This window comes from Escherichia sp. KCJ4928 (genome assembly GCF_004352695.1).
In the GTDB taxonomy this organism is placed as follows: Bacteria; Pseudomonadota; Gammaproteobacteria; order Enterobacterales; family Enterobacteriaceae; genus ECMA0423.
This window is the reverse complement of record NZ_SJWV01000032.1, coordinates 1-24,191: the sequence shown is the minus strand read 5'-3', so window position 1 is coordinate 24,191 and position 24,191 is coordinate 1. Positions and strand designations below refer to the sequence as shown.

At 51.9% G+C, this 24,191-nt stretch carries 16 protein-coding genes and 1 pseudogene; 14 read left to right on the top strand and 3 right to left on the bottom strand.

The window, feature by feature from the left end; genetic code table 11:
• Positions 1–156 precede the first annotated feature (156 nt).
• From glgB to E0D98_RS07450, 9 genes are all read left to right on the top strand, one after another.
• Entirely contained in the window at positions 157–2,343 is a 2,187-nt protein-coding gene (gene glgB / locus E0D98_RS07490) for a 1,4-alpha-glucan branching enzyme (RefSeq protein WP_001283723.1), read from the top strand.
• Complete coding sequence (glgX, locus tag E0D98_RS07485) at positions 2,340–4,313, top strand: glycogen debranching protein GlgX (RefSeq protein WP_050877115.1); 1,974 nt, start codon at positions 2,340–2,342, stop codon at positions 4,311–4,313. The genes glgB and glgX overlap by 4 nt, the downstream gene beginning before the upstream one ends.
• A 17-nt stretch (positions 4,314–4,330) precedes the next feature.
• A complete protein-coding gene (gene glgC, locus E0D98_RS07480; protein WP_000253975.1) occupies positions 4,331–5,626 on the top strand; it encodes a glucose-1-phosphate adenylyltransferase in 1,296 nt (431 codons plus the stop codon).
• On the top strand, positions 5,626–7,059 hold the full coding sequence (gene glgA, locus E0D98_RS07475; RefSeq protein WP_001197646.1) for a glycogen synthase GlgA: 1,434 nt from the start codon (positions 5,626–5,628) through the stop codon (positions 7,057–7,059). Before glgC ends, glgA begins: the two co-directional genes overlap by 1 nt.
• Before the next feature lie 18 nt (positions 7,060–7,077).
• Positions 7,078–9,525, top strand: coding sequence for a glycogen phosphorylase (gene glgP, locus E0D98_RS07470; RefSeq protein ID WP_000993449.1), 2,448 nt, complete (start codon positions 7,078–7,080; stop codon positions 9,523–9,525).
• Between the two features lie 124 nt (positions 9,526–9,649).
• Positions 9,650–11,158, top strand: coding sequence for a PstS family phosphate ABC transporter substrate-binding protein (locus E0D98_RS07465; protein WP_122988076.1), 1,509 nt, complete (start codon positions 9,650–9,652; stop codon positions 11,156–11,158).
• 15 nt (positions 11,159–11,173) lie between these two features.
• Positions 11,174–11,884 carry a hypothetical protein gene (locus E0D98_RS07460; protein WP_000424543.1) on the top strand — a complete coding sequence of 237 codons (711 nt, stop codon included), beginning with the start codon at positions 11,174–11,176 and terminating at the stop codon, positions 11,882–11,884.
• Between the two features lie 2 nt (positions 11,885–11,886).
• A complete protein-coding gene (locus E0D98_RS07455) occupies positions 11,887–12,654 on the top strand; it encodes a hypothetical protein (protein ID WP_001183158.1) in 768 nt (255 codons plus the stop codon).
• 2 nt (positions 12,655–12,656) lie between these two features.
• Positions 12,657–13,262 carry a hypothetical protein gene (locus E0D98_RS07450; protein WP_000589355.1) on the top strand — a complete coding sequence of 202 codons (606 nt, stop codon included), beginning with the start codon at positions 12,657–12,659 and terminating at the stop codon, positions 13,260–13,262.
• 53 nt (positions 13,263–13,315) lie between these two features.
• On the opposite strand, the gene glpD is transcribed toward E0D98_RS07450, so the two are convergent.
• Positions 13,316–14,821, bottom strand: coding sequence for a glycerol-3-phosphate dehydrogenase (gene glpD / locus E0D98_RS07445; RefSeq protein WP_000448140.1), 1,506 nt, complete (start codon positions 14,819–14,821; stop codon positions 13,316–13,318).
• Between the two features lie 189 nt (positions 14,822–15,010).
• Here glpD and glpE point away from each other — a divergent pair, with 189 nt between their 5' ends.
• Genes glpE through E0D98_RS07430 form a run of 3 tightly spaced genes read left to right on the top strand, consistent with a single transcriptional unit; the run spans position 15,011 to position 16,987 of the window.
• Positions 15,011–15,337, top strand: a complete 327-nt coding sequence (gene glpE / locus E0D98_RS07440; protein WP_000371928.1) for a thiosulfate sulfurtransferase GlpE — start codon at positions 15,011–15,013, stop codon at positions 15,335–15,337.
• A gap of 44 nt (positions 15,338–15,381) precedes the next feature.
• The gene (glpG, locus tag E0D98_RS07435; RefSeq protein ID WP_000928731.1) at positions 15,382–16,212 is read left to right on the top strand and encodes a rhomboid family intramembrane serine protease GlpG; all 831 of its coding nucleotides are present in this window, start codon (positions 15,382–15,384) and stop codon (positions 16,210–16,212) included.
• 16 nt (positions 16,213–16,228) lie between these two features.
• Positions 16,229–16,987, top strand: a complete 759-nt coding sequence (locus tag E0D98_RS07430) for a DeoR/GlpR family transcriptional regulator (protein WP_000815099.1) — start codon at positions 16,229–16,231, stop codon at positions 16,985–16,987.
• Here the strand turns inward: E0D98_RS07430 and rtcR are convergent.
• A pseudogene (rtcR, locus tag E0D98_RS07425) lies at positions 16,969–18,567 on the bottom strand (DNA-binding transcriptional regulator RtcR). The gene E0D98_RS07430 and the pseudogene rtcR overlap by 19 nt on opposite strands.
• A gap of 188 nt (positions 18,568–18,755) precedes the next feature.
• Here rtcR and rtcB point away from each other — a divergent pair.
• The gene (gene rtcB, locus E0D98_RS07420) at positions 18,756–19,982 is read left to right on the top strand and encodes an RNA-splicing ligase RtcB (RefSeq protein WP_001105497.1); all 1,227 of its coding nucleotides are present in this window, start codon (positions 18,756–18,758) and stop codon (positions 19,980–19,982) included.
• Between the two features lie 3 nt (positions 19,983–19,985).
• Positions 19,986–21,002, top strand: coding sequence for an RNA 3'-terminal phosphate cyclase (rtcA, locus tag E0D98_RS07415; RefSeq protein ID WP_047086974.1), 1,017 nt, complete (start codon positions 19,986–19,988; stop codon positions 21,000–21,002).
• 42 nt (positions 21,003–21,044) lie between these two features.
• On the opposite strand, the gene malT is transcribed toward rtcA, so the two are convergent.
• On the bottom strand, positions 21,045–23,750 hold the full coding sequence (gene malT, locus E0D98_RS07410; protein WP_000906970.1) for an HTH-type transcriptional regulator MalT: 2,706 nt from the start codon (positions 23,748–23,750) through the stop codon (positions 21,045–21,047).
• Between the last annotated feature and the right edge of the window lie 441 nt (positions 23,751–24,191).

The following is a 24,191-nucleotide window of genomic DNA, read 5'->3' as shown; positions in this document are numbered from 1 at the left end:
GGTGGCTGAATACATGAGTATTCACAGCCTTACCTGAAGTGAGGACGACGCAGAGAGGATGCACAGAGTGCTGCGCCGTTCAGGTCAAAAAAATGTCACAACCAGAAGTCAAAAATCCAATTGGATGGGGTGACACAATAAAACAGGAAGACAAGCATGTCCGATCGTATCGATAGAGACGTGATTAACGCGCTAATTGCAGGCCATTTTGCGGATCCTTTTTCCGTACTGGGAATGCATAAAACCACCGCGGGACTGGAAGTCCGTGCCCTTTTACCCGACGCTACCGATGTGTGGGTGATTGAACCGAAAACCGGGCGCAAACTCGCAAAACTGGAGTGTCTCGACTCACGGGGATTCTTTAGCGGCGTCATTCCGCGACGTAAGAATTTTTTCCGCTATCAGTTGGCTGTTGTCTGGCATGGTCAGCAAAACCTGATTGATGATCCTTACCGTTTTGGTCCGCTAATCCAGGAAATGGATGCCTGGCTATTATCTGAAGGTACTCACCTGCGCCCGTATGAAACCTTAGGCGCGCATGCAGATACTATGGATGGCGTCACAGGTACGCGTTTCTCTGTCTGGGCTCCAAACGCCCGTCGGGTCTCGGTGGTTGGGCAATTCAACTACTGGGACGGTCGCCGTCACCCGATGCGTCTGCGTAAAGAGAGCGGCATTTGGGAACTGTTTATCCCTGGGGCGCATAACGGTCAGCTCTATAAATACGAGATGATTGATGCCAATGGCAACTTGCGTCTGAAGTCCGACCCTTATGCCTTCGAAGCGCAAATGCGCCCGGAAACCGCGTCTCTTATTTGCGGGCTGCCGGAAAAGGTTGTACAGACTGAAGAGCGCAAAAAAGCGAATCAGTTTGATGCGCCAATCTCTATTTATGAAGTTCACCTGGGTTCCTGGCGTCGCCACACCGATAACAATTTCTGGTTGAGCTACCGCGAGCTGGCCGATCAACTGGTGCCTTATGCTAAATGGATGGGCTTTACCCACCTCGAACTACTGCCCATTAACGAGCATCCCTTCGATGGCAGTTGGGGTTATCAGCCAACCGGCCTGTATGCACCAACCCGCCGTTTTGGTACTCGCGACGACTTCCGTTATTTCATTGATGCCGCACACGCAGCGGGTCTGAACGTGATTCTCGACTGGGTGCCAGGCCACTTCCCGACCGATGACTTTGCGCTTGCCGAATTTGATGGCACGAACTTGTATGAACACAGCGATCCGCGTGAAGGCTATCATCAGGACTGGAACACGCTGATCTACAACTATGGTCGCCGTGAAGTCAGTAACTTCCTCGTCGGTAACGCGCTTTACTGGATTGAACGTTTTGGTATTGATGCGCTGCGCGTCGATGCGGTGGCGTCAATGATTTATCGCGACTACAGCCGTAAAGAGGGGGAGTGGATCCCGAACGAATTTGGCGGGCGCGAGAATCTTGAAGCGATTGAATTCTTGCGTAATACCAACCGTATTCTTGGTGAGCAGGTTTCCGGTGCGGTGACAATGGCTGAGGAGTCTACCGATTTCCCTGGCGTTTCTCGTCCGCAGGATATGGGCGGTCTGGGCTTCTGGTACAAGTGGAACCTCGGCTGGATGCATGACACCCTGGACTACATGAAGCTCGACCCGGTTTATCGTCAGTATCATCACGATAAACTGACCTTCGGGATTCTCTACAACTACACTGAAAACTTCGTCCTGCCGTTGTCGCATGATGAAGTGGTCCACGGTAAAAAATCGATTCTCGACCGCATGCCGGGCGACGCATGGCAGAAATTCGCGAACCTGCGCGCCTACTATGGCTGGATGTGGGCATTCCCGGGCAAGAAACTACTGTTCATGGGTAACGAATTTGCCCAGGGCCGCGAGTGGAACCATGACGCCAGCCTCGACTGGCATCTGTTGGAAGGCGGCGATAACTGGCACCACGGTGTCCAGCGTCTGGTGCGCGATCTGAACCTCACCTACCGCCACCATAAAGCAATGCATGAACTGGATTTTGACCCGTACGGCTTTGAATGGCTGGTGGTGGATGACAAAGAACGCTCGGTGCTGATCTTTGTGCGTCGCGATAAAGAGGGTAACGAAATCATCGTTGCCAGTAACTTTACGCCGGTACCGCGTCATGATTATCGCTTCGGCATAAACCAGCCGGGCAAATGGCGTGAAATCCTCAATACCGATTCCATGCACTATCACGGCAGTAATGCAGGCAATGGCGGCACGGTACACAGCGATGAGATTGCCAGCCACGGTCGTCAGCATTCACTAAGCCTGACGCTACCACCGCTGGCCACTATCTGGCTGGTTCGGGAGGCAGAATGACACAACTCGCCATTGGCAAACCCGCTCCCCTCGGCGCGCATTACGACGGTCAGGGCGTCAACTTCACACTTTTCTCCGCTCATGCCGAGCGGGTAGAACTGTGTGTCTTTGACGCCAATGGCCAGGAACATCGCTATGACTTGCCAGGGCACAGTGGCGACATTTGGCACGGTTATCTGCCGGATGCGCGCCCGGGTTTGCGTTATGGTTATCGCGTTCATGGCCCCTGGCAACCCGCCGAGGGGCATCGCTTTAACCCGGCGAAGTTGTTGATTGATCCTTGCGCGCGGCAAATTGACGGGGAGTTTAAAGATAACCCGCTGCTGCACGCCGGTCATAATGAACCTGACTATCGCGACAACGCCGCCATTGCGCCGAAATGCGTAGTGGTGGTTGATCACTATGACTGGGAAGATGATGCCCCGCCGCGCACGCCGTGGGGCAGCACCATCATTTATGAAGCCCATGTCAAAGGATTAACGTACTTGCACCCGGAGATCCCGGTCGAGATCCGTGGCACTTATAAAGCCCTCGGGCATCCGGTGATGATCAACTATTTGAAACAATTGGGCATTACCGCGCTGGAACTGCTGCCAGTGGCGCAGTTTGCCAGTGAACCACGTCTGCAACGCATGGGGCTAAGTAACTACTGGGGTTACAACCCGGTGGCGATGTTTGCGCTGCATCCGGCGTATGCCTGCTCGCCAGAAACGGCGCTGGATGAGTTTCGCGATGCAATCAAAGCACTGCATAAAGCGGGTATCGAAGTCATTCTTGATATCGTGCTCAACCATAGTGCGGAACTGAACCTCGACGGCCCGTTATTCTCGCTGCGTGGGATCGATAACCGTAGCTATTATTGGATAAGAGAAGACGGCGATTATCACAACTGGACCGGTTGCGGCAACACGCTCAATTTGAGTCATCCGGCGGTGGTGGATTATGCCAGCGCCTGCCTGCGTTATTGGGTAGAAACCTGCCACGTCGATGGTTTCCGCTTTGATCTGGCGGCAGTCATGGGCCGTACGCCAGAGTTCCGTCAGGATGCGCCGTTGTTTACCGCTATCCAGAACTGCCCGGTGCTCTCGCAGGTGAAGTTAATTGCTGAACCGTGGGATATCGCTCCTGGTGGTTATCAGGTGGGAAATTTCCCGCCGCTGTTTGCCGAGTGGAACGATCATTTCCGCGATGCTGCCCGTCGTTTCTGGCTACATTATGATTTGCCTCTGGGGGCGTTTGCCGGGCGTTTTGCTGCCTCCAGCGATGTTTTTAAACGTAATGGTCGTCTGCCGAGTGCCGCGATTAATCTCGTCACCGCGCATGACGGTTTTACGCTTCGCGACTGCGTTTGCTTCAACCATAAACACAATGAAGCAAACGGAGAAGAAAATCGCGACGGGACCAACAACAATTACAGTAACAATCATGGTAAAGAAGGGTTAGGCGGTTCTCTTGACCTGGTTGAACGGCGGCGCGACAGCATTCACGCCCTGTTAACAACGTTGTTGCTCTCCCAGGGTACGCCGATGTTACTGGCCGGTGACGAACATGGTCACAGCCAGCATGGCAATAATAATGCCTACTGTCAGGATAACCAATTAACCTGGTTGGACTGGTCGCAGGCAAGCAGTGGTTTAACCGCATTTACCGCCGCGTTAATCCATCTGCGCAAGCGCATTCCCGCTTTGGTGGAGAATCGCTGGTGGGAAGAAGGCGACGGCAATGTCCGTTGGCTAAATCGATATGCTCAACCTTTAAGCACGGATGAGTGGCAAAACGGGCCGAAACAGCTGCAAATTCTGCTCTCGGATCGCTTTTTGATCGCAATTAACGCCACGCTTGAGGTAACAGAGATTGTTTTACCTGCTGGGGAGTGGCACGCCATTCCCCCATTCGCTGGAGAGGATAACCCAGTGATTACGGCTGTCTGGCAGGGACCTGCACACGGATTGTGTGTGTTCCAGAGATGATAAAAAAGGAGTTAGTCATGGTTAGTTTAGAGAAGAACGATCACTTAATGTTGGCGCGCCAGCTGCCATTGAAATCTGTTGCCCTGATACTGGCGGGAGGACGTGGTACCCGCCTGAAGGATTTAACCAATAAGCGAGCAAAACCGGCCGTACACTTCGGCGGTAAGTTCCGCATTATCGACTTTGCGCTGTCTAACTGCATCAACTCCGGGATCCGTCGTATGGGCGTGATCACCCAGTACCAGTCCCACACTCTGGTGCAGCACATTCAGCGCGGCTGGTCATTCTTCAATGAAGAAATGAACGAGTTTGTCGATCTGCTGCCAGCACAGCAGAGAATGAAAGGGGAAAACTGGTATCGCGGCACCGCAGATGCGGTCACCCAAAACCTCGACATTATCCGCCGTTATAAAGCGGAATACGTGGTGATCCTGGCGGGCGACCATATCTACAAGCAAGACTACTCGCGTATGCTTATCGATCACGTCGAAAAAGGCGCACGTTGCACCGTTGCTTGTATGCCAGTACCGATTGAAGAAGCCTCCGCATTTGGCGTTATGGCGGTTGATGAGAACGATAAAATTATCGAATTCGTTGAAAAACCTGCTAACCCACCGTCAATGCCGAACGATCCGAGCAAATCTCTGGCGAGTATGGGTATCTACGTCTTTGACGCCGACTATCTGTATGAACTGCTGGAAGAAGACGATCGTGATGAGAACTCCAGCCACGACTTTGGCAAAGATTTGATTCCCAAGATCACCGAAGCCGGTCTGGCCTATGCGCACCCGTTCCCGCTCTCTTGCGTACAATCCGACCCGGATGCCGAGCCGTACTGGCGCGATGTGGGTACGCTGGAAGCTTACTGGAAAGCGAATCTCGATCTGGCCTCTGTGGTGCCGGAACTGGATATGTACGATCGCAATTGGCCAATTCGCACCTACAATGAATCATTACCGCCAGCGAAATTCGTGCAGGATCGCTCCGGTAGCCACGGGATGACCCTTAACTCACTGGTATCCGGCGGCTGTGTGATCTCCGGTTCGGTGGTGGTGCAGTCCGTTCTGTTCTCGCGCGTTCGCGTGAATTCATTCTGCAACATTGATTCCGCCGTATTGTTACCGGAAGTATGGGTAGGTCGCTCGTGCCGTCTGCGCCGCTGCGTCATCGATCGTGCTTGTGTTATTCCGGAAGGCATGGTGATTGGTGAAAACGCAGAGGAAGATGCACGTCGTTTCTATCGTTCAGAAGAAGGCATCGTGCTGGTAACGCGCGAAATGCTACGGAAGTTAGGGCATAAACAGGAGCGATAATGCAGGTTTTACATGTATGTTCAGAGATGTTCCCGCTGCTTAAAACCGGCGGTCTGGCTGATGTTATTGGGGCATTACCCGCAGCACAAATCGCAGACGGCGTTGACGCTCGCGTACTGTTGCCTGCATTTCCCGATATTCGCCGTGGCGTGACCGATGCGCAGGTAGTATCCCGTCGTGATACCTTCGCCGGACATATCACGCTGTTGTTCGGTCATTACAACGGGGTTGGCATATACCTGATTGACGCGCCGCATCTCTATGATCGTCCGGGAAGCCCGTATCACGATACCAACTTATTTGCCTATACCGACAACGTATTGCGTTTTGCGCTGCTGGGGTGGGTTGGGGCAGAAATGGCCAGCGGGCTTGACCCATTCTGGCGTCCTGATGTGGTGCATGCGCACGACTGGCATGCAGGCCTTGCGCCTGCGTATCTGGCGGCGCGCGGGCGTCCGGCGAAGTCGGTGTTTACTGTGCACAACTTGGCCTATCAAGGCATGTTTTATGCACATCACATGAATGACATCCAATTGCCATGGTCATTCTTTAATATTCATGGGCTGGAATTCAACGGACAAATCTCTTTCCTGAAGGCCGGTCTGTACTATGCCGATCACATTACGGCGGTCAGTCCAACCTACGCTCGCGAGATCACCGAACCGCAGTTTGCCTACGGTATGGAAGGTCTGTTGCAACAGCGTCACCGTGAAGGGCGTCTTTCCGGCGTACTGAACGGCGTGGACGAGAAAATCTGGAGTCCAGAGACGGACTTACTGTTGGCCTCGCGTTACACCCGCGATACGTTGGAAGATAAAGCGGAAAATAAGCGCCAGTTACAAATCGCAATGGGGCTTAAGGTTGACGATAAAGTGCCGCTTTTTGCAGTGGTGAGCCGTCTGACCAGCCAGAAAGGTCTCGACCTGGTGCTGGAAGCCTTACCGGGTCTTCTGGAGCAGGGCGGGCAGCTGGCGCTACTCGGCGCGGGCGATCCGGTGCTGCAGGAAGGTTTCCTTGCGGCGGCAGCGGAATACCCCGGCCAGGTGGGCGTTCAGATTGGCTATCACGAAGCATTTTCGCATCGCATTATGGGCGGCGCGGACGTCATTCTGGTGCCCAGCCGTTTTGAACCGTGCGGCTTAACGCAACTTTATGGATTGAAGTACGGTACGCTGCCGTTAGTGCGGCGCACCGGTGGGCTTGCTGATACGGTTTCTGACTGTTCTCTTGAGAACCTTGCAGATGGCGTCGCCAGTGGGTTTGTCTTTGAAGATAGTAATGCCTGGTCGCTGTTACGGGCTATTCGACGTGCTTTTGTACTGTGGTCCCGTCCTTCACTGTGGCGGTTTGTGCAACGTCAGGCTATGGCAATGGATTTTAGCTGGCAGGTCGCGGCGAAGTCGTACCGTGAGCTTTACTATCGCTTGAAATAGTTTTCAGGAAACGCCTATATGAATGCTCCGTTTACATATTCATCGCCCACGCTTAGCGTAGAAGCTCTTAAGCACTCTATCGCTTACAAGCTGATGTTTACGATTGGAAAGGACCCGGTCGTCGCCAATAAACATGAATGGCTGAACGCAACGTTATTTGCTGTGCGCGATCGTCTCGTGGAGCGCTGGTTACGTTCAAACCGTGCCCAGTTGTCGCAAGAAACTCGTCAGGTTTACTACCTGTCGATGGAGTTTTTGATTGGCCGTACGCTCTCCAACGCCATGTTGTCGCTAGGAATTTACGAAGATGTACAGGGCGCACTGGAAGCGATGGGGTTAAATCTCGAAGAGCTGATTGATGAAGAAAATGACCCAGGCCTCGGTAACGGTGGCCTGGGACGTCTGGCGGCTTGCTTCCTTGATTCTCTGGCGACGTTAGGGTTGCCGGGGCGCGGTTACGGCATCCGCTATGACTACGGTATGTTCAAGCAGAACATCGTTAACGGTAGCCAGAAAGAGTCGCCAGACTACTGGCTGGAATACGGTAACCCGTGGGAATTCAAACGCCACAACACGCGCTATAAAGTCCGTTTTGGTGGTCGCATTCAGCAGGAAGGTAAAAAAACGCGCTGGATTGAAACCGAAGAGATTCTGGGAGTCGCTTACGATCAGATAATCCCTGGTTACGACACCGACGCGACCAACACGTTGCGTTTGTGGAGTGCGCAAGCCAGTAGCGAAATTAACCTCGGTAAATTCAACCAGGGTGACTACTTCGCGGCAGTGGAAGATAAAAACCACTCCGAGAACGTATCTCGCGTACTGTATCCGGATGACTCCACCTACTCCGGGCGTGAGCTGCGCCTGCGTCAGGAATACTTCCTGGTTTCCTCGACCATTCAGGACATTTTAAGCCGCCATTATCAGTTGCATAAAACCTACGATAACCTGGCGGATAAAATCGCGATTCATCTCAATGATACCCATCCGGTACTGTCGATTCCTGAGATGATGCGTCTGCTGATCGATGAGCACCAATTTAGCTGGGACGACGCGTTTGAGGTGTGTTGTCAGGTCTTCTCCTACACTAACCACACGCTGATGAGCGAGGCGCTGGAAACCTGGCCGGTTGATATGCTGGGTAAAATTCTGCCACGTCACCTGCAGATCATCTTTGAAATCAACGACTATTTCCTGAAAACCTTGCAGGAACAGTATCCGAACGATACCGATCTGCTGGGACGGGCGTCGATCATTGATGAATCCAACGGTCGTCGTGTGCGTATGGCCTGGCTGGCGGTTGTTGTGAGCCACAAAGTTAACGGTGTATCGGAACTGCACTCTAATCTGATGGTGCAATCGTTGTTTGCCGACTTTGCGAAAATCTTCCCGGGTCGTTTCACCAACGTCACCAACGGTGTGACGCCGCGTCGCTGGCTAGCGGTAGCGAACCCATCGCTTTCAGCCGTGCTGGACGAACACCTGGGCCGTAACTGGCGCACCGACCTTAGCCTGCTTAATGAGCTGCAACAACACTGTGATTTCCCAATGGTTAATCACGCTGTGCATCAGGCGAAGCTGGAGAACAAAAAGCGTCTGGCAGAGTATATCGCCCAGCAGCTGAATGTGGTGGTGAATCCAAAGGCGTTGTTCGATGTACAAATCAAACGTATTCACGAATACAAACGTCAATTGATGAATGTGTTGCATGTGATTACCCGCTATAACCGTATCAAGGCCGACCCGGATGCGAAGTGGGTACCGCGCGTGAATATTTTTGGCGGTAAGGCGGCTTCGGCCTATTACATGGCGAAGCACATTATTCATTTGATCAATGACGTAGCGAAAGTGATCAACAACGATCCGCAGATTGGCGATAAGCTGAAAGTCGTGTTCATCCCGAACTACAGCGTTAGCCTGGCGCAGTTGATCATTCCGGCGGCAGATCTGTCTGAACAGATTTCGCTGGCAGGGACGGAAGCTTCCGGCACCAGTAACATGAAGTTTGCGCTTAACGGTGCGCTTACTATCGGTACGTTGGACGGTGCGAATGTCGAGATGCTGGATCATGTCGGTGCTGACAATATCTTTATCTTTGGTAACACTGCGGAAGAAGTGGAAGAACTGCGTCGTCAGGGCTACAAACCGCGTGAATACTACGAGAAAGATGAGGAGCTGCATCAGGTGCTGACGCAAATCGGCAGCGGTGTATTCAGTCCGGAAGATCCGGGTCGCTATCGCGATCTGGTTGATTCGCTGATCAACTTCGGCGATCACTATCAGGTTCTGGCGGATTATCGCAGCTATGTCGATTGTCAGGATAAAGTCGACGAACTCTACGAGCTTCAGGAAGAGTGGACCGCAAAAGCGATGCTGAACATTGCCAATATGGGCTACTTCTCTTCTGACCGTACTATCAAAGAGTACGCCGATCATATCTGGCATATTGATCCGGTGAGATTGTAATTTCACTAATAAATAGAACGGGGCCAAAGGGTCCCGTTTTTTTCGCCATCATTTCGGAAAAGTGTCCAGAAGGGGCAAGGGGACTCGGGGAGTATAATTTCGCCATTCAGAAAGAATGGAAAGAATAATGCAAAACAGAAAATGGATTTTGACCTCGCTGGTAATGACTTTTTTCGGCATCCCCATTCTGGCGCAGTTTTTGGCGGCGGTTATTGCCATGCTGGGTGTCGGAATTGCCGGTATTATTGAAGTTTGTAATATCTTTATCACGCCAACAATTTACCTTCTGCTCAACATTTTTATGCTGGCGCTGGGCGCATTAATGCTATTTTTCTCGGGGCGAGTGTGGGCGGACGATAGTGCACCAGAAAAAAGAGAAATAGCCGTCTGGCGACAATGTCTTTTTTTAGTACCCGCATTATTAACCCTGGGGGTCTGGATAATCGCGCTGCATCTGGCAGATTATCAATTTCGCCAGATGGGAGCGGGTTGGTTGGCTGATCTTATGCTCCCCTGGCTGGGCGTTTTGTTAGCCTCATTAGTCGGTGGTGAGTACTGGTGGTTAGTCATTATACCTGTTGGCGCGCATATCAGTTTTTCGCTGGGGTACGGCTGGCCGACCAGATATCCTTTAACGGGCACGTCCGGGTTACGTTGCCGTAATTCTCTCTTGTTTATCCTTCTCATGCTTGGTTTTGTCGCCGGTTACCAGGCTTATTTATATAAACAGCTTAATCCCGGCGTCGGTGTGCGTGAAAATATTGATACCTGGGCCTGGCGACCCGATAAACTCAATAATCAACTGACACCACTGCGTGGTAAACCGCAAATTCAGTTCACGCAAAACTGGCCGCGACTTGATGGCGCAACGGCGGCGTACCCCATTTATGCCTCTGCCTTTTATGCACTAAGCGTTTTGCCGGAAGATTTTCACGAATGGGAATATCTGGCGAACTCTCGTACTCCCGAAGCATATAACAAGATTGTTAAAGGTAATGCCGATATTATCTTTGTGGCTCAACCTTCCGGTGGGCAGAAAAAACGCGCGGAGGAATCGGGCGTCACTTTGATTTACACGCCTTTTGCCCGTGAAGCGTTTGTTTTCATCGTCAATGTAGATAACCCGGTTAATTCCCTGACCGAACAACAAGTGCGTGACATCTTCAGTGGTGCAATTACCAACTGGCGCACGGTTGGCGGTAACGATCAGGAGATCCAGACCTGGCAACGCCCGGAAGACTCTGGTAGCCAGACGGTGATGCAATCCCAGGTCATGAAAAATGTCCGCATGATCTCGCCGCAGGAAACAGAAGTGGCAAGTATGATGGAGGGAATGATTAAAGTCGTTGCCGAATACCGTAATACAAACAACGCAATAGGTTACACCTTCCGTTATTACGCAACACAAATGAACGACGATAAAAATATAAAACTGCTAGCGATTAACGGTATTGCACCGACTGCCGAAAACATTCGCAACGGCAAATATCCCTATATCGTCGATGCCTTTATGGTAACGCGGGAAAATACGACGTCAGAGACACAAAAATTGTTGGAGTGGTTTTTAACGCCGCAGGGACAGAGTTTGGTGGAAGATGTAGGTTATGTCCCGATGTATAAGACGCTACCTTAAAGCTGGATAATAAAAATGGAATTAGTTAATACATTATTTGCAAGCCTTGCCGGTACTGATCCCTTCACAGGCGTGGATATTACGATTGCCAACTGCAAATCGGCATACTGGGATGAAGGCATTGTTCAGCAACTTATTAACCAGGCCCTGGATGAAGGGGAAAAGTTCGTCGGTGCTGACGGTCTTGAGGGATTGCTTCGATATGATGTCACATTAAATATTGGCTTAACCTCCAGCAAGGTATGGCCGGGATTTTCCCTCGATACCGCCACCATTAGCCGTCTTTGTGCCTGTGGTGCTGATTTTGGATTTGACCCCTATATCAGTGATGTACCAGATGTTCAATGTGACCTGAACACGACAAATGACGTCACCGTACAATTTACGGCGATGCTAAATCCGGATGAGCGGGTGATAATAGCAAAGCGCCCGCTTAAAAAATGTGACTCCTGGATTGAGGATGTCTATATCTTTCAGGTCTTTAAAGATGCCTGGAAATTTCATAACAATAACAGTTTACGCGGATTTCGCGATAAGCAGGCCGAACTGAAACTCTACACGCGTCATTACTCAGTGGAAAATTGCGCAGAGGAAAGCTGTCGAGACTGCAATAGTTGCATTCGCCCCAGCTTTTCCCTTTCGCGTAGCGCCCTTATTCGCCTGAACGCGGCGAATGCTCGTTTTGTCTATCAACCGTTTACACGCGATCAGCGGGCGAGGGGGTAACTATGCAACCCAGCCCCGCCATGCAGGCATTAATTGAGCAGATTTATCACACCTTTCGTCGTTATCGGGTGCCGCAGAAATTTGTGGTTTGTTGTGAATATTGCCTGAGTCAGCAGGAACAAAAGGCATTACGGAGTACATCGTTACGAGCGATCCCGTATTCCTTAATCAATGCCTGGAATAGTAGCCCAGGGCCTGATCCGCAAAATAGCGATGAGGTCCGCTATTTTCTGCCGCGTTTACTGGAATTTGTTGCACAGGGGCATTTTGACAATATTCACGTAGTTTTTTCTCTGCGCCGTATCAACCTTGCCAACAAAGAAAACTGGCGTGCGGATGAACGGGCAATTTTACAGCGATTTGCCTGCCAGTATATGACTGATTGGGTATCCGGCGATGAAGCTGTCGAATTACAGTATATGCTGGAAATGTTTTTCCGTGCCGATATCGCTCTTGCGCCATTGCTGGATGCCATTAATTCAGTTCCCGGCTTTTGGTCGACCGTTTCTCTTGCCTGTTTATTGAACAGATATTGTGAGGATTATATCAGAGATAACCAGGACGATATCGATAACGCCATTACCACCCAAATCAATGCCTGGGCTAGAAATAATCATCCTTTACTGAAAGAAAGAGCGCGGCAAGCGATTGAGAACCCACCAAAGCAGCCAGAACAGGGCACACAGCATCAGGTCTGGGTAGACGACTGGATAATTGATGAGTGTTTATGCGCGATGTATGACGCATCATCCGAATCACCAGGAAAATAAAAATGATTAAATTCCGGCTTTATATTCCCCCTGTAATTCTCGGTTTTGTTATCGTGCCATTATTGGTATGGCCGACGGTTATTGTCTTAGCCGTACTTATATTCACGTTAACTTTTCTGGCAGAAATAATATTCTCCTTTCCGCTCCTGGTTGTGCGTATTTCTCTTCAGGAACTACAACTTGAGTTAATGGTTGAATATGCACTTTTTTTCAGTGTAATGGCTGGCATCGGTTGGCAATTCTCCCGCAGAACGCCTCCTGAATTAAAAAACAGACTGCATTGCTGGCTGGTCTTTTCGCCGGTCTATTTCTGGTTAATTCTCTCGAATTTCATTCTTTATATTTCTCCAGAGAAATCAGCGTTGCTGGAAAATATCCGAAATTTCTTTCTGACGTTTGTCTGGCTTCCCCTGAATTTTTCCCCTTTTTGGCCGCAGCCTTGGACTGATTTTGTCGGCCCGATTAGTGCACAGCTTGGTTTTGCATTGGGATATTATTGCCATTGGTGCAGAAAAAATAGAAACCAGAGGAAGAAGTGGGGCGATTGGGTAACGTGCTTAAGTTTGGCGATTTTAGCTCAGGGGCCGTTATTCAATTATTTACAATGAATAGTCTAAGGAATCCAAATAGCCCGGTTGCACTTCACAACCGGGCATCATCCTTACGACGCCAGCGACAACTTCTGCTGCGTATACTCCACCAGCCACTGACTCACACGAGATTGTTGATCCGCATTTAGCCACATGCCTTGTTTTGTGCGACGCCACAGGGCGTCGTCGGCGCGGCGGACCCATTCGTGATCCACCAGGTATTTCAGCTCCGCTTCGTAGAACTCATGACCGAAATCTTCCCCGAGATCGCTTACCGTTCCCGCATTGCCGAGCAGCAGCTCGCTGTTGCTGCCGTAAGTGCGAGCGTAATGACGCGCCAGCGATTCAGTCAGGAACGGATAGCGGCGGCGCAGGCGAGCGGCATAATCGTCGCGGTCGCCTTCAATGGCACCACCCGGCAGCACGCTCTCTTTCGTCCACGCCGGGCCAATGCCCTGATAATACGGCGTCAGTTTTTCCAGCGCATGTTCCGCCAGTTTGCGGTAGGTGGTCAACTTACCGCCGAATACCGACAGCAGCGGTGCTTTGCCGTTTTCATCATGGATATCAAGGGTGTAATCACGGGTAATAGCCTGCGGCGAGTCGGACTCATCATCACACAGCGGACGCACACCGGAGTAGGTCCAGACGATATCGTCACGGCTAAGCTGTTTTTTAAAGTGCGCGTTATACACTTTCAGCAGATAGTTGATTTCACTCTCTTCAATCTTCACCGCTTTCGGATCGCCTTTATACTCTACGTCGGTGGTGCCGATGATGGAAAATTCGTCCATCCACGGGATCACGAACACAATACGTTTATCTTCGTTTTGCAGAATGTAGGCCTGCTTCTGGGTATGCACACGCGGCACCACAATATGGCTGCCTTTGATCAGGCGAATGCCATAAGGCGAAGGCAGATGCATCCCCTCGTCGAAGAACTGTTTCACCCACGGGCCGGTGGCGTTAACCAGGCCGCGCGCTTGCCAGCTATATTTTTTGCCGGTATCGATATCTTCCGCTTCCACAATCCACAGGCCGTTTTCGCGGCGAGCAGAGGTGGCGCGAGTCCGAGTAAGCACTTCGCCGCCTTTACGCACCACCATCTGGGCGTTGGCGAGTACCAGACGGGCGTCGTCTACCCAACAGTCAGAATATTCGAATCCGCGCTTAATTTCCGGTTTTAACACTGAATTTGCGCCAAAACGCAAACCAGTTGATCCCGGCAGGCTGGTGCGTTTACCCAGATGATCGTACATAAACAGACCAATGCGAATCATCCACGCCGGGCGCAGATGCGGACGATGTGGCAGGCGAAAACGCATCGGGAAGGCGATATGCGGAGCCATTTTCAGCAGCACTTCACGTTCAGCCAGCGCCTCGCTGACCAGGCGGAATTCATAGTGCTCAAGGTAGCGCAGGCCACCGTGAATGAGTTTTGAACTGGCGGAAGAGGTCGCGCAAGCGAGATCCTGCGCCTCCAGCATCAGCACGGATAAACCGCGTCCAGCGGCGTCTGCCGCGATACCAGCACCATTGATGCCGCCACCTATCACAATCAGATCTTTGGTTTCCATGCTGCCCTCATTCACTTTCGTTAAAGCTCATAAATGTTCGTTATCGAACATATTAGCAAAGAATCGCGCTATAGGTAACATTGAAAAAACATTTTAGAGTGATATGTATAACATTATGGCGTTTATCTGCCGCTTCGACGTAAACTGTGCGGTAAATTTGCCCACTTGTTTGTAAAGAAAGAGAGACGCATGGATCAGTTCGAATGTATTAACGTTGCCGACGCGCACCAGAAGTTGCAGGAAAAAGAGGCGGTGCTGGTCGATATTCGCGATCCACAGAGTTTCGCAATGGGGCATGCGGTGCAGGCTTTCCATTTAACCAACGACACGCTGGGCGCGTTTATGCGTGATAACGACTTTGACACTCCGGTGATGGTGATGTGTTATCACGGCAATAGCAGCAAAGGCGCGGCGCAGTATCTGCTGCAACAGGGCTACGATGTGGTCTATAGCATTGACGGCGGCTTTGAAGCCTGGCAACGTCAGTTTCCCGCAGAGGTGGCGTACGGCGCGTAACGCTTTATACTGTCCCCTTTTGTGTGGAATAAGCGACAGCAACGATGTTGATGATTACCTCTTTTGCTAACCCCCGCGTGGCGCAGGCGTTTGTTGATTACATGGCGACGCAGGGTGTTATCCTCACGATTCAACAACATAACCAAAGCGATGTCTGGCTGGCGGATGAGTCCCAGGCCGAGCGCGTACGGGCGGAGCTGGCGCGTTTTCTCGAAAACCCGGCAGATCCGCGTTATCTGGCGGCCAGCTGGCAGGCAGGCCATACCGGCAGTGGCCTGCATTATCGCCGTTATCCTTTCTTTGCCGCCTTGCGTGAACGCGCAGGTCCGGTAACCTGGGTGGTGATGATCGCCTGCGTGGTGGTGTTTATCGCCATGCAAATTCTCGGCGATCAGGAAGTGATGTTATGGCTGGCCTGGCCATTCGATCCAACACTGAAATTTGAGTTCTGGCGTTACTTCACCCACGCGTTAATGCACTTCTCGCTGATGCATATCCTCTTTAACCTGCTCTGGTGGTGGTATCTCGGCGGTGCGGTGGAAAAACGCCTCGGTAGCGGTAAGCTAATTGTTATTACTCTCATTAGCGCCCTGTTAAGCGGCTATGTGCAGCAAAAATTCAGCGGGCCGTGGTTTGGCGGGCTTTCTGGCGTGGTGTATGCGCTGATGGGCTACGTCTGGCTACGTGGTGAACGCGATCCGCAAAGTGGCATTTACCTGCAACGTGGGTTAATTATCTTTGCGCTGATCTGGATTGTCGCCGGATGGTTTGATTTGTTTGGGATGTCGATGGCGAACGGAGCACACATCGCCGGGTTAGCCGTGGGTTTAGCGATGGCTTTTGTTGATTCGCTCAATGCGCGAAAACGAAAATAATTCCAGGGATTTATAAATGAAACAAACACAACGTCACAACGGTATTATCGAACTGGTTAAACAGCAGGGTTATGTCAGTACTGAAGAGCTGGTAGAGCATTTCTCCGTCAGCCCGCAGACTATTCGCCGCGACCTCAATGAGCTGGCGGAGCAAAACCTGATCCTGCGTCACCATGGCGGTGCGGCGCTGCCTTCCAGTTCGGTTAACACGCCGTGGCACGATCGCAAAGCCACCCAGACCGAAGAAAAAGAGAGGATTGCCCGCAAAGTGGCGGAGCAAATCCCCAACGGCTCGACACTGTTTATCGATATCGGCACCACGCCGGAAGCGGTGGCGCACGCGCTGCTTAATCACAGCAATTTGCGTATTGTCACCAACAATCTCAATGTTGCTAACACGTTGATGGTAAAAGAAGATTTCCGCATTATTCTCGCCGGTGGCGAATTACGCAGCCGCGATGGCGGGATCATTGGCGAAGCGACGCTCGATTTTATCTCCCAGTTCCGCCTTGATTTCGGCATTCTGGGGATAAGCGGCATCGATAGCGACGGCTCGCTGCTGGAGTTCGATTACCACGAAGTTCGCACCAAGCGCGCCATTATTGAGAACTCGCGCCACGTTATGCTGGTTGTCGATCACTCGAAATTTGGCCGTAACGCGATGGTCAATATGGGCAGCATCAGCATGGTAGATGCCGTCTACACCGACGCCCCGCCGCCAGTAAGCGTAATGCAGGTGCTGACGGACCATCATATTCAACTGGAGCTGTGCTGATCCTGCACGGCTTCCCACGTCAGACCAAAACGCGCCAGGTATTTGCGTAGCCGATCCGCGTCATTGACGCTGGCTTTGCCCTGGCGCGAAACATCAAAAAGCAGGCGTCCGGCAGCGGAAAGCGACTTTGCCTGGCGACAGAGAGCTATCACGTGTTCCAGTTGCAGCCTGTCAAAAAGGTCGATGTTTTCTGCCTCTGCGCCCAGCAACGCCGTAAGCGCGGAGGGGCGGCTCTCCTGCCAGTTATAGCGCAGACGGTTTATCTCATCTTCAACCACGTCCAGAGTGATGCGTCCGCTAGTGGCAAAGGTGGCCATCCGCGTGACGCTGGCAGAAAGTTCGCGAAAGTTACCGCGCCATGTTGCCTAGGGAGAGGTCGCAAAAGCCAACCAGGCGCGCCGCGCTTCGGTGTTAAAACGCACGCTGTCGCCAGTGAGTGTGGCGTGGCGCTCCACTTCATAATCAAGGTTCGGTTCAATATCTTCCTGGCGCTGGCGTAGACCCGGCAGGGTGAAGGTCCAGAGATTGATCCGCGCGTACAGATCTTCGCGAAATTTGCCTTCGGCAACCAGCTGGCGCAAATCGCGCACCGTTCCGGCGATAAGCTGAAAATCACTGCTCACCTGGCGATCGCTGCCAAACGGGTAAAAGGTTTTCTCTTCAATGGCTTTTAGCAGCATTGCCTGTTCGTCTGCGCCCAGTTCGCCAATCTCATCAAGAAACAACATTCCGCCGTTGGCGCTGCGTAATAAACCTTCACGAGATTCCCGCGCCCCGGTAAACGCGCCTTTTACATGACCAAACAGCGTCGACATGGCGGTATCGCCGCGCAGGGTGGCGCAGTTCACTTCCACAAACGCGCCGCTAAACTGATGCCGCGCCTGTTTTAACTCGAAGATGCGTCGCGCCAGAAATGACTTGCCCGCGCCGGTTGGACCGTTAAGCAGAATCGGCGCGCGGGATTTGATCGCCACTTTTTCGATCTGCTCAATCATGCGGTTGAAGTGGGGGTTACGCGTGGCAATGCCGGACTTAAGAAAATCAAGCGTTTGCTGGCGTTCCTCGGCAAAGCGGCTGGCGATGGCGTTATAACGGCTTAAATCGAGATCGATAATCGTCACTTCACCTGCGCCGCGCGGCTGTTCTTTTTTGCGCGGAGGTGAAGATTGTATCAGCCGGGCGGGCAGGTAACGCGCTTCCGCCAGCAGAAACCAGCAAATCTGCGCGACGTGGGTGCCGGTGGTGATGTGAATTAAATAGTCTTCTTTTTCTGGCTGAAACTCGTAACCACGGGCGAAATCATGCAGGCAGGCGTAAACCTCTTCGAAATCCCACGGGTTATGCAGTTCAATCTCAACGCCCACGACTTCTGTTTCTGGCGAAACGCTGGCGATATCGCGTTTAAGCGTTTCGAATAGCGAGCGCGAGCGGGTGTCGTGCAACAATTCCAGCCGATCGATGACTAACGATTCTTGCTGGCATAAACAAAGCGTCGGACGCCATTTCGACCAGCGCTGACTGCCGCGTCCGGCATAATCCAGCACGGTACCGACAAAGCCAAAAGCCACTGTTTTACGCATCTTAGATATCCTTATAAAAGACGATATTTCATTATCGGTGAATTGGTTTTGTGGAAAATCTCCGTTTACGGACGTAAAGATTTAACCTATTTAAAAACAATGAATTAAAAAATTAATCTGCTTATTTAATTTTCTGGCACGACGGTTGCAATTATCACGACAGCAAACAACGAAAAGAGAAAAACAAAATGAATTACGAATTACTGACCACTGAAAATGCCCCGGTAAAAATGTGGACCAAAGGCGTGCCGGTAGAAGCCGATGCGCGTCAGCAACTTATTAATACGGCGAAGATGCCGTTTATTTTCAAACATATTGCGGTAATGCCTGATGTACACCTGGGTAAAGGTTCCACCATTGGTAGCGTGATCCCGACCAAAGGGGCGATTATTCCGGCGGCGGTGGGCGTGGATATTGGCTGTGGAATGAACGCGCTGCGTACCGCGTTAACGGCGGAAGACCTGCCTGAAAACCTGGCAGAGCTGCGTCAGGCGATTGAAATGGCCGTGCCGCACGGGCGTACCACTGGCCGTTGTAAACGTGATAAAGGCGCATGGGAAAACCCGCCTGTTAACGTCGATGCGAAATGGGCTGAGCTTGAAGCCGGTTATCAGTGGTTAACGCAAAAATATCCCCGTTTCCTGAATACCAATAACTATAAACACCTGGGAACGCTGGGAACCGGTAACCACTTTATTGAAATCTGCCTTGATGAGTCGGACCAGGTGTGGATTATGCTGCACTCCGGTTCACGCGGAATTGGTAACGCCATCGGGACTTACTTTATCGATCTGGCACAAAAAGAGATGCAGGAAACGCTTGAGACGTTGCCGTCGCGTGATCTGGCGTACTTTATGGAAGGTACGGAATACTTTGATGATTACCTGAAAGCCGTGGCCTGGGCGCAGCTTTTTGCCAGCCTTAACCGCGATGCGATGATGGAAAACGTGGTAACGGCATTGCAGAGCATTACGCAGAAAACGGTCAGACAGCCACAAACGCTGGCGATGGAAGAGATCAACTGTCACCACAACTATGTGCAAAAAGAACAGCACTTTGGTGAAGAGATCTACGTGACGCGTAAAGGCGCGGTGTCTGCGCGTGCTGGTCAATATGGAATTATTCCAGGGTCGATGGGAGCAAAAAGCTTTATCGTCCGTGGGCTGGGAAATGAAGAATCTTTCTGTTCGTGCAGCCACGGTGCCGGGCGGGTAATGAGCCGTACTAAAGCGAAAAAACTGTTCAGCGTGGAAGATCAAATTCGTGCCACCGCGCATGTGGAATGCCGTAAAGATGCCGAAGTGATCGACGAAATCCCGATGGCGTATAAAGATATTGATGCGGTGATGGCGGCACAAAGCGATCTGGTGGAAGTTATCTATACCCTGCGTCAGGTGGTGTGCGTAAAAGGATAAATGATGAAAAGGATGATTGCGCTGGATGGCGCACAGGGCGAAGGTGGCGGGCAGATCCTGCGCTCGGCGCTGAGCCTGTCGATGATAACCGGCCAGCCATTTACCATCACCAGCATTCGTGCCGGGCGGGCGAAACCGGGGCTGTTGCGCCAGCATCTGACCGCGGTAAAAGCGGCTGCGGAAATTTGTAGGGCAACGGTGGAAGGCGCGGAGCTGGGGTCGCAGCGTCTGGTCTTCCGGCCTGGCACCGTGCGCGGCGGCGAGTACCGCTTTGCTATCGGTAGTGCCGGAAGCTGTACGCTGGTGCTGCAAACGGTGCTGCCCGCGCTGTGGTTTGCCGATGGACCTTCGCGTGTTGAAGTGAGCGGAGGCACCGATAACCCGTCGGCCCCGCCTGCGGATTTTATCCGCCGGGTGCTGGAGCCGCTGCTGGCGAAAATAGGAATTCATCAGCAAACCACGCTGTTACGTCACGGTTTTTATCCTGCCGGAGGCGGCGTGGTGGCAACGGAAGTCTCGCCCGTGGCATCGTTTAACACCTTGCAACTTGGCGAGCGCGGGAACATTGTGCAGATGCGTGGAGAAGTTCTATTAGCTGGTGTGCCGCGCCATGTTGCTGAGCGTGAAATCGCTACACTGGCGGGGAGTTTTTCCCTGCATGAACAGAATATTCATAACCTGCCGCGCGACCAGGGGCCGGGTAATACCGTCTCGCTGGAAGTCGAAAGTGAAAATATCACTGAACGCTTTTTCGTCGTCGGTGAAAAGCGCGTCAGTGCCGAGGTGGTAGCCGCGCAGTTAGTGAAAGAGGTGAAACGCTACCTGGCAAGCCCAGCGGCGGTGGGGGAATATCTCGCCGACCAACTGGTACTGCCGATGGCGCTGGCGGGCGCGGGAGAATTTAAGGTCGCCCATCCTTCATGCCATCTGCTGACCAATATCGCGGTGGTGGGGCGTTTCTTGCCGGTGCGGTTTGGTTTGATAGAAACAGATGGCGTAACGCGGGTGAGTATTGAATGATGTAAAGATGTAAACCGGATCCAATGCATTATCCGGCTAAACTCACACCCCATAACCCATCATCTTCAGCAGTTTCTGCGCGTGCTGCACGGCAGCCTGACGGTGGGCGACGCCGAGTTTTTGGTACAGATTGCGGATATGCGTCTTGATGGTGGTTGCCGCCACTTCCAGTTCGCCCGCAATTTGTTCATTGCTGTAACCGGAGTAAATCAGCCCCAGGACCTGCCATTCACGTTGGGTCAACGGGCTGGTGCGGATCAGTTCTGGCACTTCCGGATGATTTAGCAGACGTTCAACGAAATTCTCATCGAAATGGGCGAATTTATGCCGATGATGTTGATTGATTTCTCGCAGAATACGCTGTGCGCGATGCTGTTCCAGTTCCGGCAGCGTATTGAGTTGAATCAGCTGGCGCAGTTGTTGCGCCATCGCTTCGCCTTCGATGACAAAATGGCTGATAAATCCGGTGCGATTCGCCAGTTTTAATGCGTCCAGCAACACGCGCTGGGCGTCACTTTTACGTCCGGCCTGCCAGTACAGTTGATTAAGCAGCAACAGGTTACGGTTGAGATCGCTCATCAACCGCAGACTGCGGGCATTTTCATTGAGTTCTTCGAGAACAATTTCCGCAGGTTCAAACTCGCCCAGCAAGATTTGTGCGCGGGCAATGTTGCGCCATTGACCTTGCAGGAAGTGGTTGTTCGCAAACTCCGGTTTAGCCGTATGACGCAACCAGTTGGCAGCGGCGGCTTTATCGCCGGTCATTTGCCAGTAAATCACCCGGACTTTGTTGGCGTTAGAGATCCAGTCGCTGTGATATTTGCCATTCCCCAGCAGGTTTTCCAGACGGTTCAGCTGGCTACGGGCGTTATCTAAATCACCACGGGCCAGCGAGCATTGAATCAACATTGCCAGGCACTGAAGCTGTTGCTGTGGCTGATAAGACGACAAGACTTCAATCCCGCTACGCGCCGACGCTTCGGCTTCATCCAGCCGTGCCCAGGCCCATAACAGTTGTGCTCGGATGCGCACCAGAAACTCATGCATCGGCAGCTGTTCCAGATGTTGCTCGTTGATCAGCTGGAACGCTTTTTCCTGTGTTTCCCACGCGGTTTGCAGGAACCCTTGGGCAAACAGAATTTCACTTTGCTGGATTAAACTCCATAAGGCGTAGTGCCAGACGTCGTGCTGGCGTGCCATCTGTTCGGTTTGCTGCATTAGCGCCAGTGAGCGGGTCAATTCGCCTTTGCAGTGCAGCACTTCACCCAGCACCGAGGTTGCCACAATGCGGCTATAGAACCAGCCCGGCGGCAGCTCTTCCAGTGCCAGTTTTGCCAGCCGTTCCGCTTCATCCGGATTACCATCGTTAATCGCCACCTGGGCGCGCAGAGCGTTAAATTCTGCGTGCATGGTGCCTTCTCTGATGTCCTTGATTTCATGTTCAGCACGGGCTAGCAGGGTGTTAACTTCGCCATAGCGATGTTGGCTTTGCATTAGCCACGCCTGCAATAACACTAACTGCGGATTTTCCAGCAAACTGTCCCACGGCAGGGCCTTAAGCGACTCTTCCAGCAGCGACAGTTCGCTATGGTTGAACAAACTCCAGGCGTGATTAAGCAGAATATCGCGCAGCATCAGCGCATCGCCTGCCGCCAGCGCATGATGAATCGCTTCGCTGGGAAATCCCTGGGCCATCCAGCTTTCTGCGGCGGCACGGTGGATTTCCGGCAGCTCCGCCGCCAGTTCCCACTGGCAGCGCTGGCGCAGGAAGTTGCCAAACAGCGGGTGATAGCAGAACCACTCGCCGGTATCATCCATCCGCTGTAAAAACAGCCCCTGACGCTCAATCTCTTCGAGACGCATTTGCCCGTTTTCTTCGCCGGTCACACGGGTGATGAGGGCATCGTTCATTGAGCGCAAAATGGCGCTTTTCAACAGAAAATGGCGCGTTGCGAGATCGACGTTATCCAAAACCTCATCGACCAGATAATCCGAAAGATGGCTGGCATTGATTCCCGCCAGGCGGCGTGCCGACTTATGGGCTGAGTGGGTATTCTGCCGGGCGGAGAGGGCGATTAGCTGTAGTGCCGTCGCCCAACCGGAAACGTCATCGCAAATCCGACTGCTTTCTGCGGCTTCAATCGGCGATGACAGACGGCAATCAAAAAACTGCTTCGCTTCCTGATGGGTAAATGCCAGTTGCTGACTGCCAATTTCCAGCAGTTGGTCACGAACACGCAGATTGGCAATGCCCAGTTGCGGAAGGTTGCGTGACAACACCACCAGGGTGAGATTTTCTGGTTGATGGCGAATAAAGAAGCGCATTGACTCGTGGATCACTGGATTAGTGATCAGATGATAGTCATCGATGACCAGATAAAGTGGGCTATGCCATTCCGCCAGCTCAATGAAAAGCTGGGCGAAGAGTGACGTCAGGCTGGCATATTGCCGTTTTTGCGCCATCGTCTCACATATCGCACAGTGACCGTTGGTTGCCTGCTGCACGGCGGCAATGAGATAGCTGGCGAAACGCTCTTGCTGGTTATCACCTTCATCCAGCGAGTACCAGCCGATATCGTTTTTGCCTGCCGCCCACTGGGAAATGAGGGTGGTCTTTCCGTAGCCCGCAGGACTCGTGATCAGCGCCAGCCGGAAGTTGTTCGCGCCGGAAAGTTTAGCCAGCAGGCGCTCACGAACCACGGTATGGTCGAGTCGAACCGGACGACTTAGTTTTGACGGAATCAGCATAGTTAATCACTTCACTGTGGAAAATGAGGAAATATTATTTTTTTTGCGCTTCGTAATTAATGGTTATAAGGTCGGCCAGAAACCTTTCTAATGCAAGCGATGACGTTTTTTTATGTGTCTGAATTTGCACTGTGTCACAATTCCAAATCTTTATTAACAACTCACCTAAAACGACGCTGATCCAGCGTGAATACTGGTTTCCCTTATGTTCATCAGATTCATTTAAGCAAGGGTTTCTTCTTCATTCCTGATGAAAGTGCCATCTAAAAAGATGATCTTAATAAATCTATTAAGAATGAGATGGAGCACACTGGATATTTTACTTATGAAACTGTTTCACTCCTTTACTTAATTTATAGAGTTACCTTCCGCTTTTTGAAAATACGCAACGGCCATTTTTTGCACTTAGATACAGATTTTCTGCGCTGTATTGCATTGATT

Coding starts and splice junctions, on each gene's coding strand:
- glgB (WP_001283723.1), top strand. CDS start 157: ATGTCCGATCGTATCGATAGAGACGTGATTAACGCGCTAATTGCAGGC.
- glgX (WP_050877115.1), top strand. CDS start 2,340: ATGACACAACTCGCCATTGGCAAACCCGCTCCCCTCGGCGCGCATTAC.
- glgC (WP_000253975.1), top strand. CDS start 4,331: ATGGTTAGTTTAGAGAAGAACGATCACTTAATGTTGGCGCGCCAGCTG.
- glgA (WP_001197646.1), top strand. CDS start 5,626: ATGCAGGTTTTACATGTATGTTCAGAGATGTTCCCGCTGCTTAAAACC.
- glgP (WP_000993449.1), top strand. CDS start 7,078: ATGAATGCTCCGTTTACATATTCATCGCCCACGCTTAGCGTAGAAGCT.
- E0D98_RS07460 (WP_000424543.1), top strand. CDS start 11,174: ATGGAATTAGTTAATACATTATTTGCAAGCCTTGCCGGTACTGATCCC.
- E0D98_RS07455 (WP_001183158.1), top strand. CDS start 11,887: ATGCAACCCAGCCCCGCCATGCAGGCATTAATTGAGCAGATTTATCAC.
- E0D98_RS07450 (WP_000589355.1), top strand. CDS start 12,657: ATGATTAAATTCCGGCTTTATATTCCCCCTGTAATTCTCGGTTTTGTT.
- glpD (WP_000448140.1), bottom strand. CDS start 14,821: ATGGAAACCAAAGATCTGATTGTGATAGGTGGCGGCATCAATGGTGCT.
- glpE (WP_000371928.1), top strand. CDS start 15,011: ATGGATCAGTTCGAATGTATTAACGTTGCCGACGCGCACCAGAAGTTG.
- glpG (WP_000928731.1), top strand. CDS start 15,382: ATGTTGATGATTACCTCTTTTGCTAACCCCCGCGTGGCGCAGGCGTTT.
- E0D98_RS07430 (WP_000815099.1), top strand. CDS start 16,229: ATGAAACAAACACAACGTCACAACGGTATTATCGAACTGGTTAAACAG.
- rtcB (WP_001105497.1), top strand. CDS start 18,756: ATGAATTACGAATTACTGACCACTGAAAATGCCCCGGTAAAAATGTGG.
- rtcA (WP_047086974.1), top strand. CDS start 19,986: ATGAAAAGGATGATTGCGCTGGATGGCGCACAGGGCGAAGGTGGCGGG.
- malT (WP_000906970.1), bottom strand. CDS start 23,750: ATGCTGATTCCGTCAAAACTAAGTCGTCCGGTTCGACTCGACCATACC.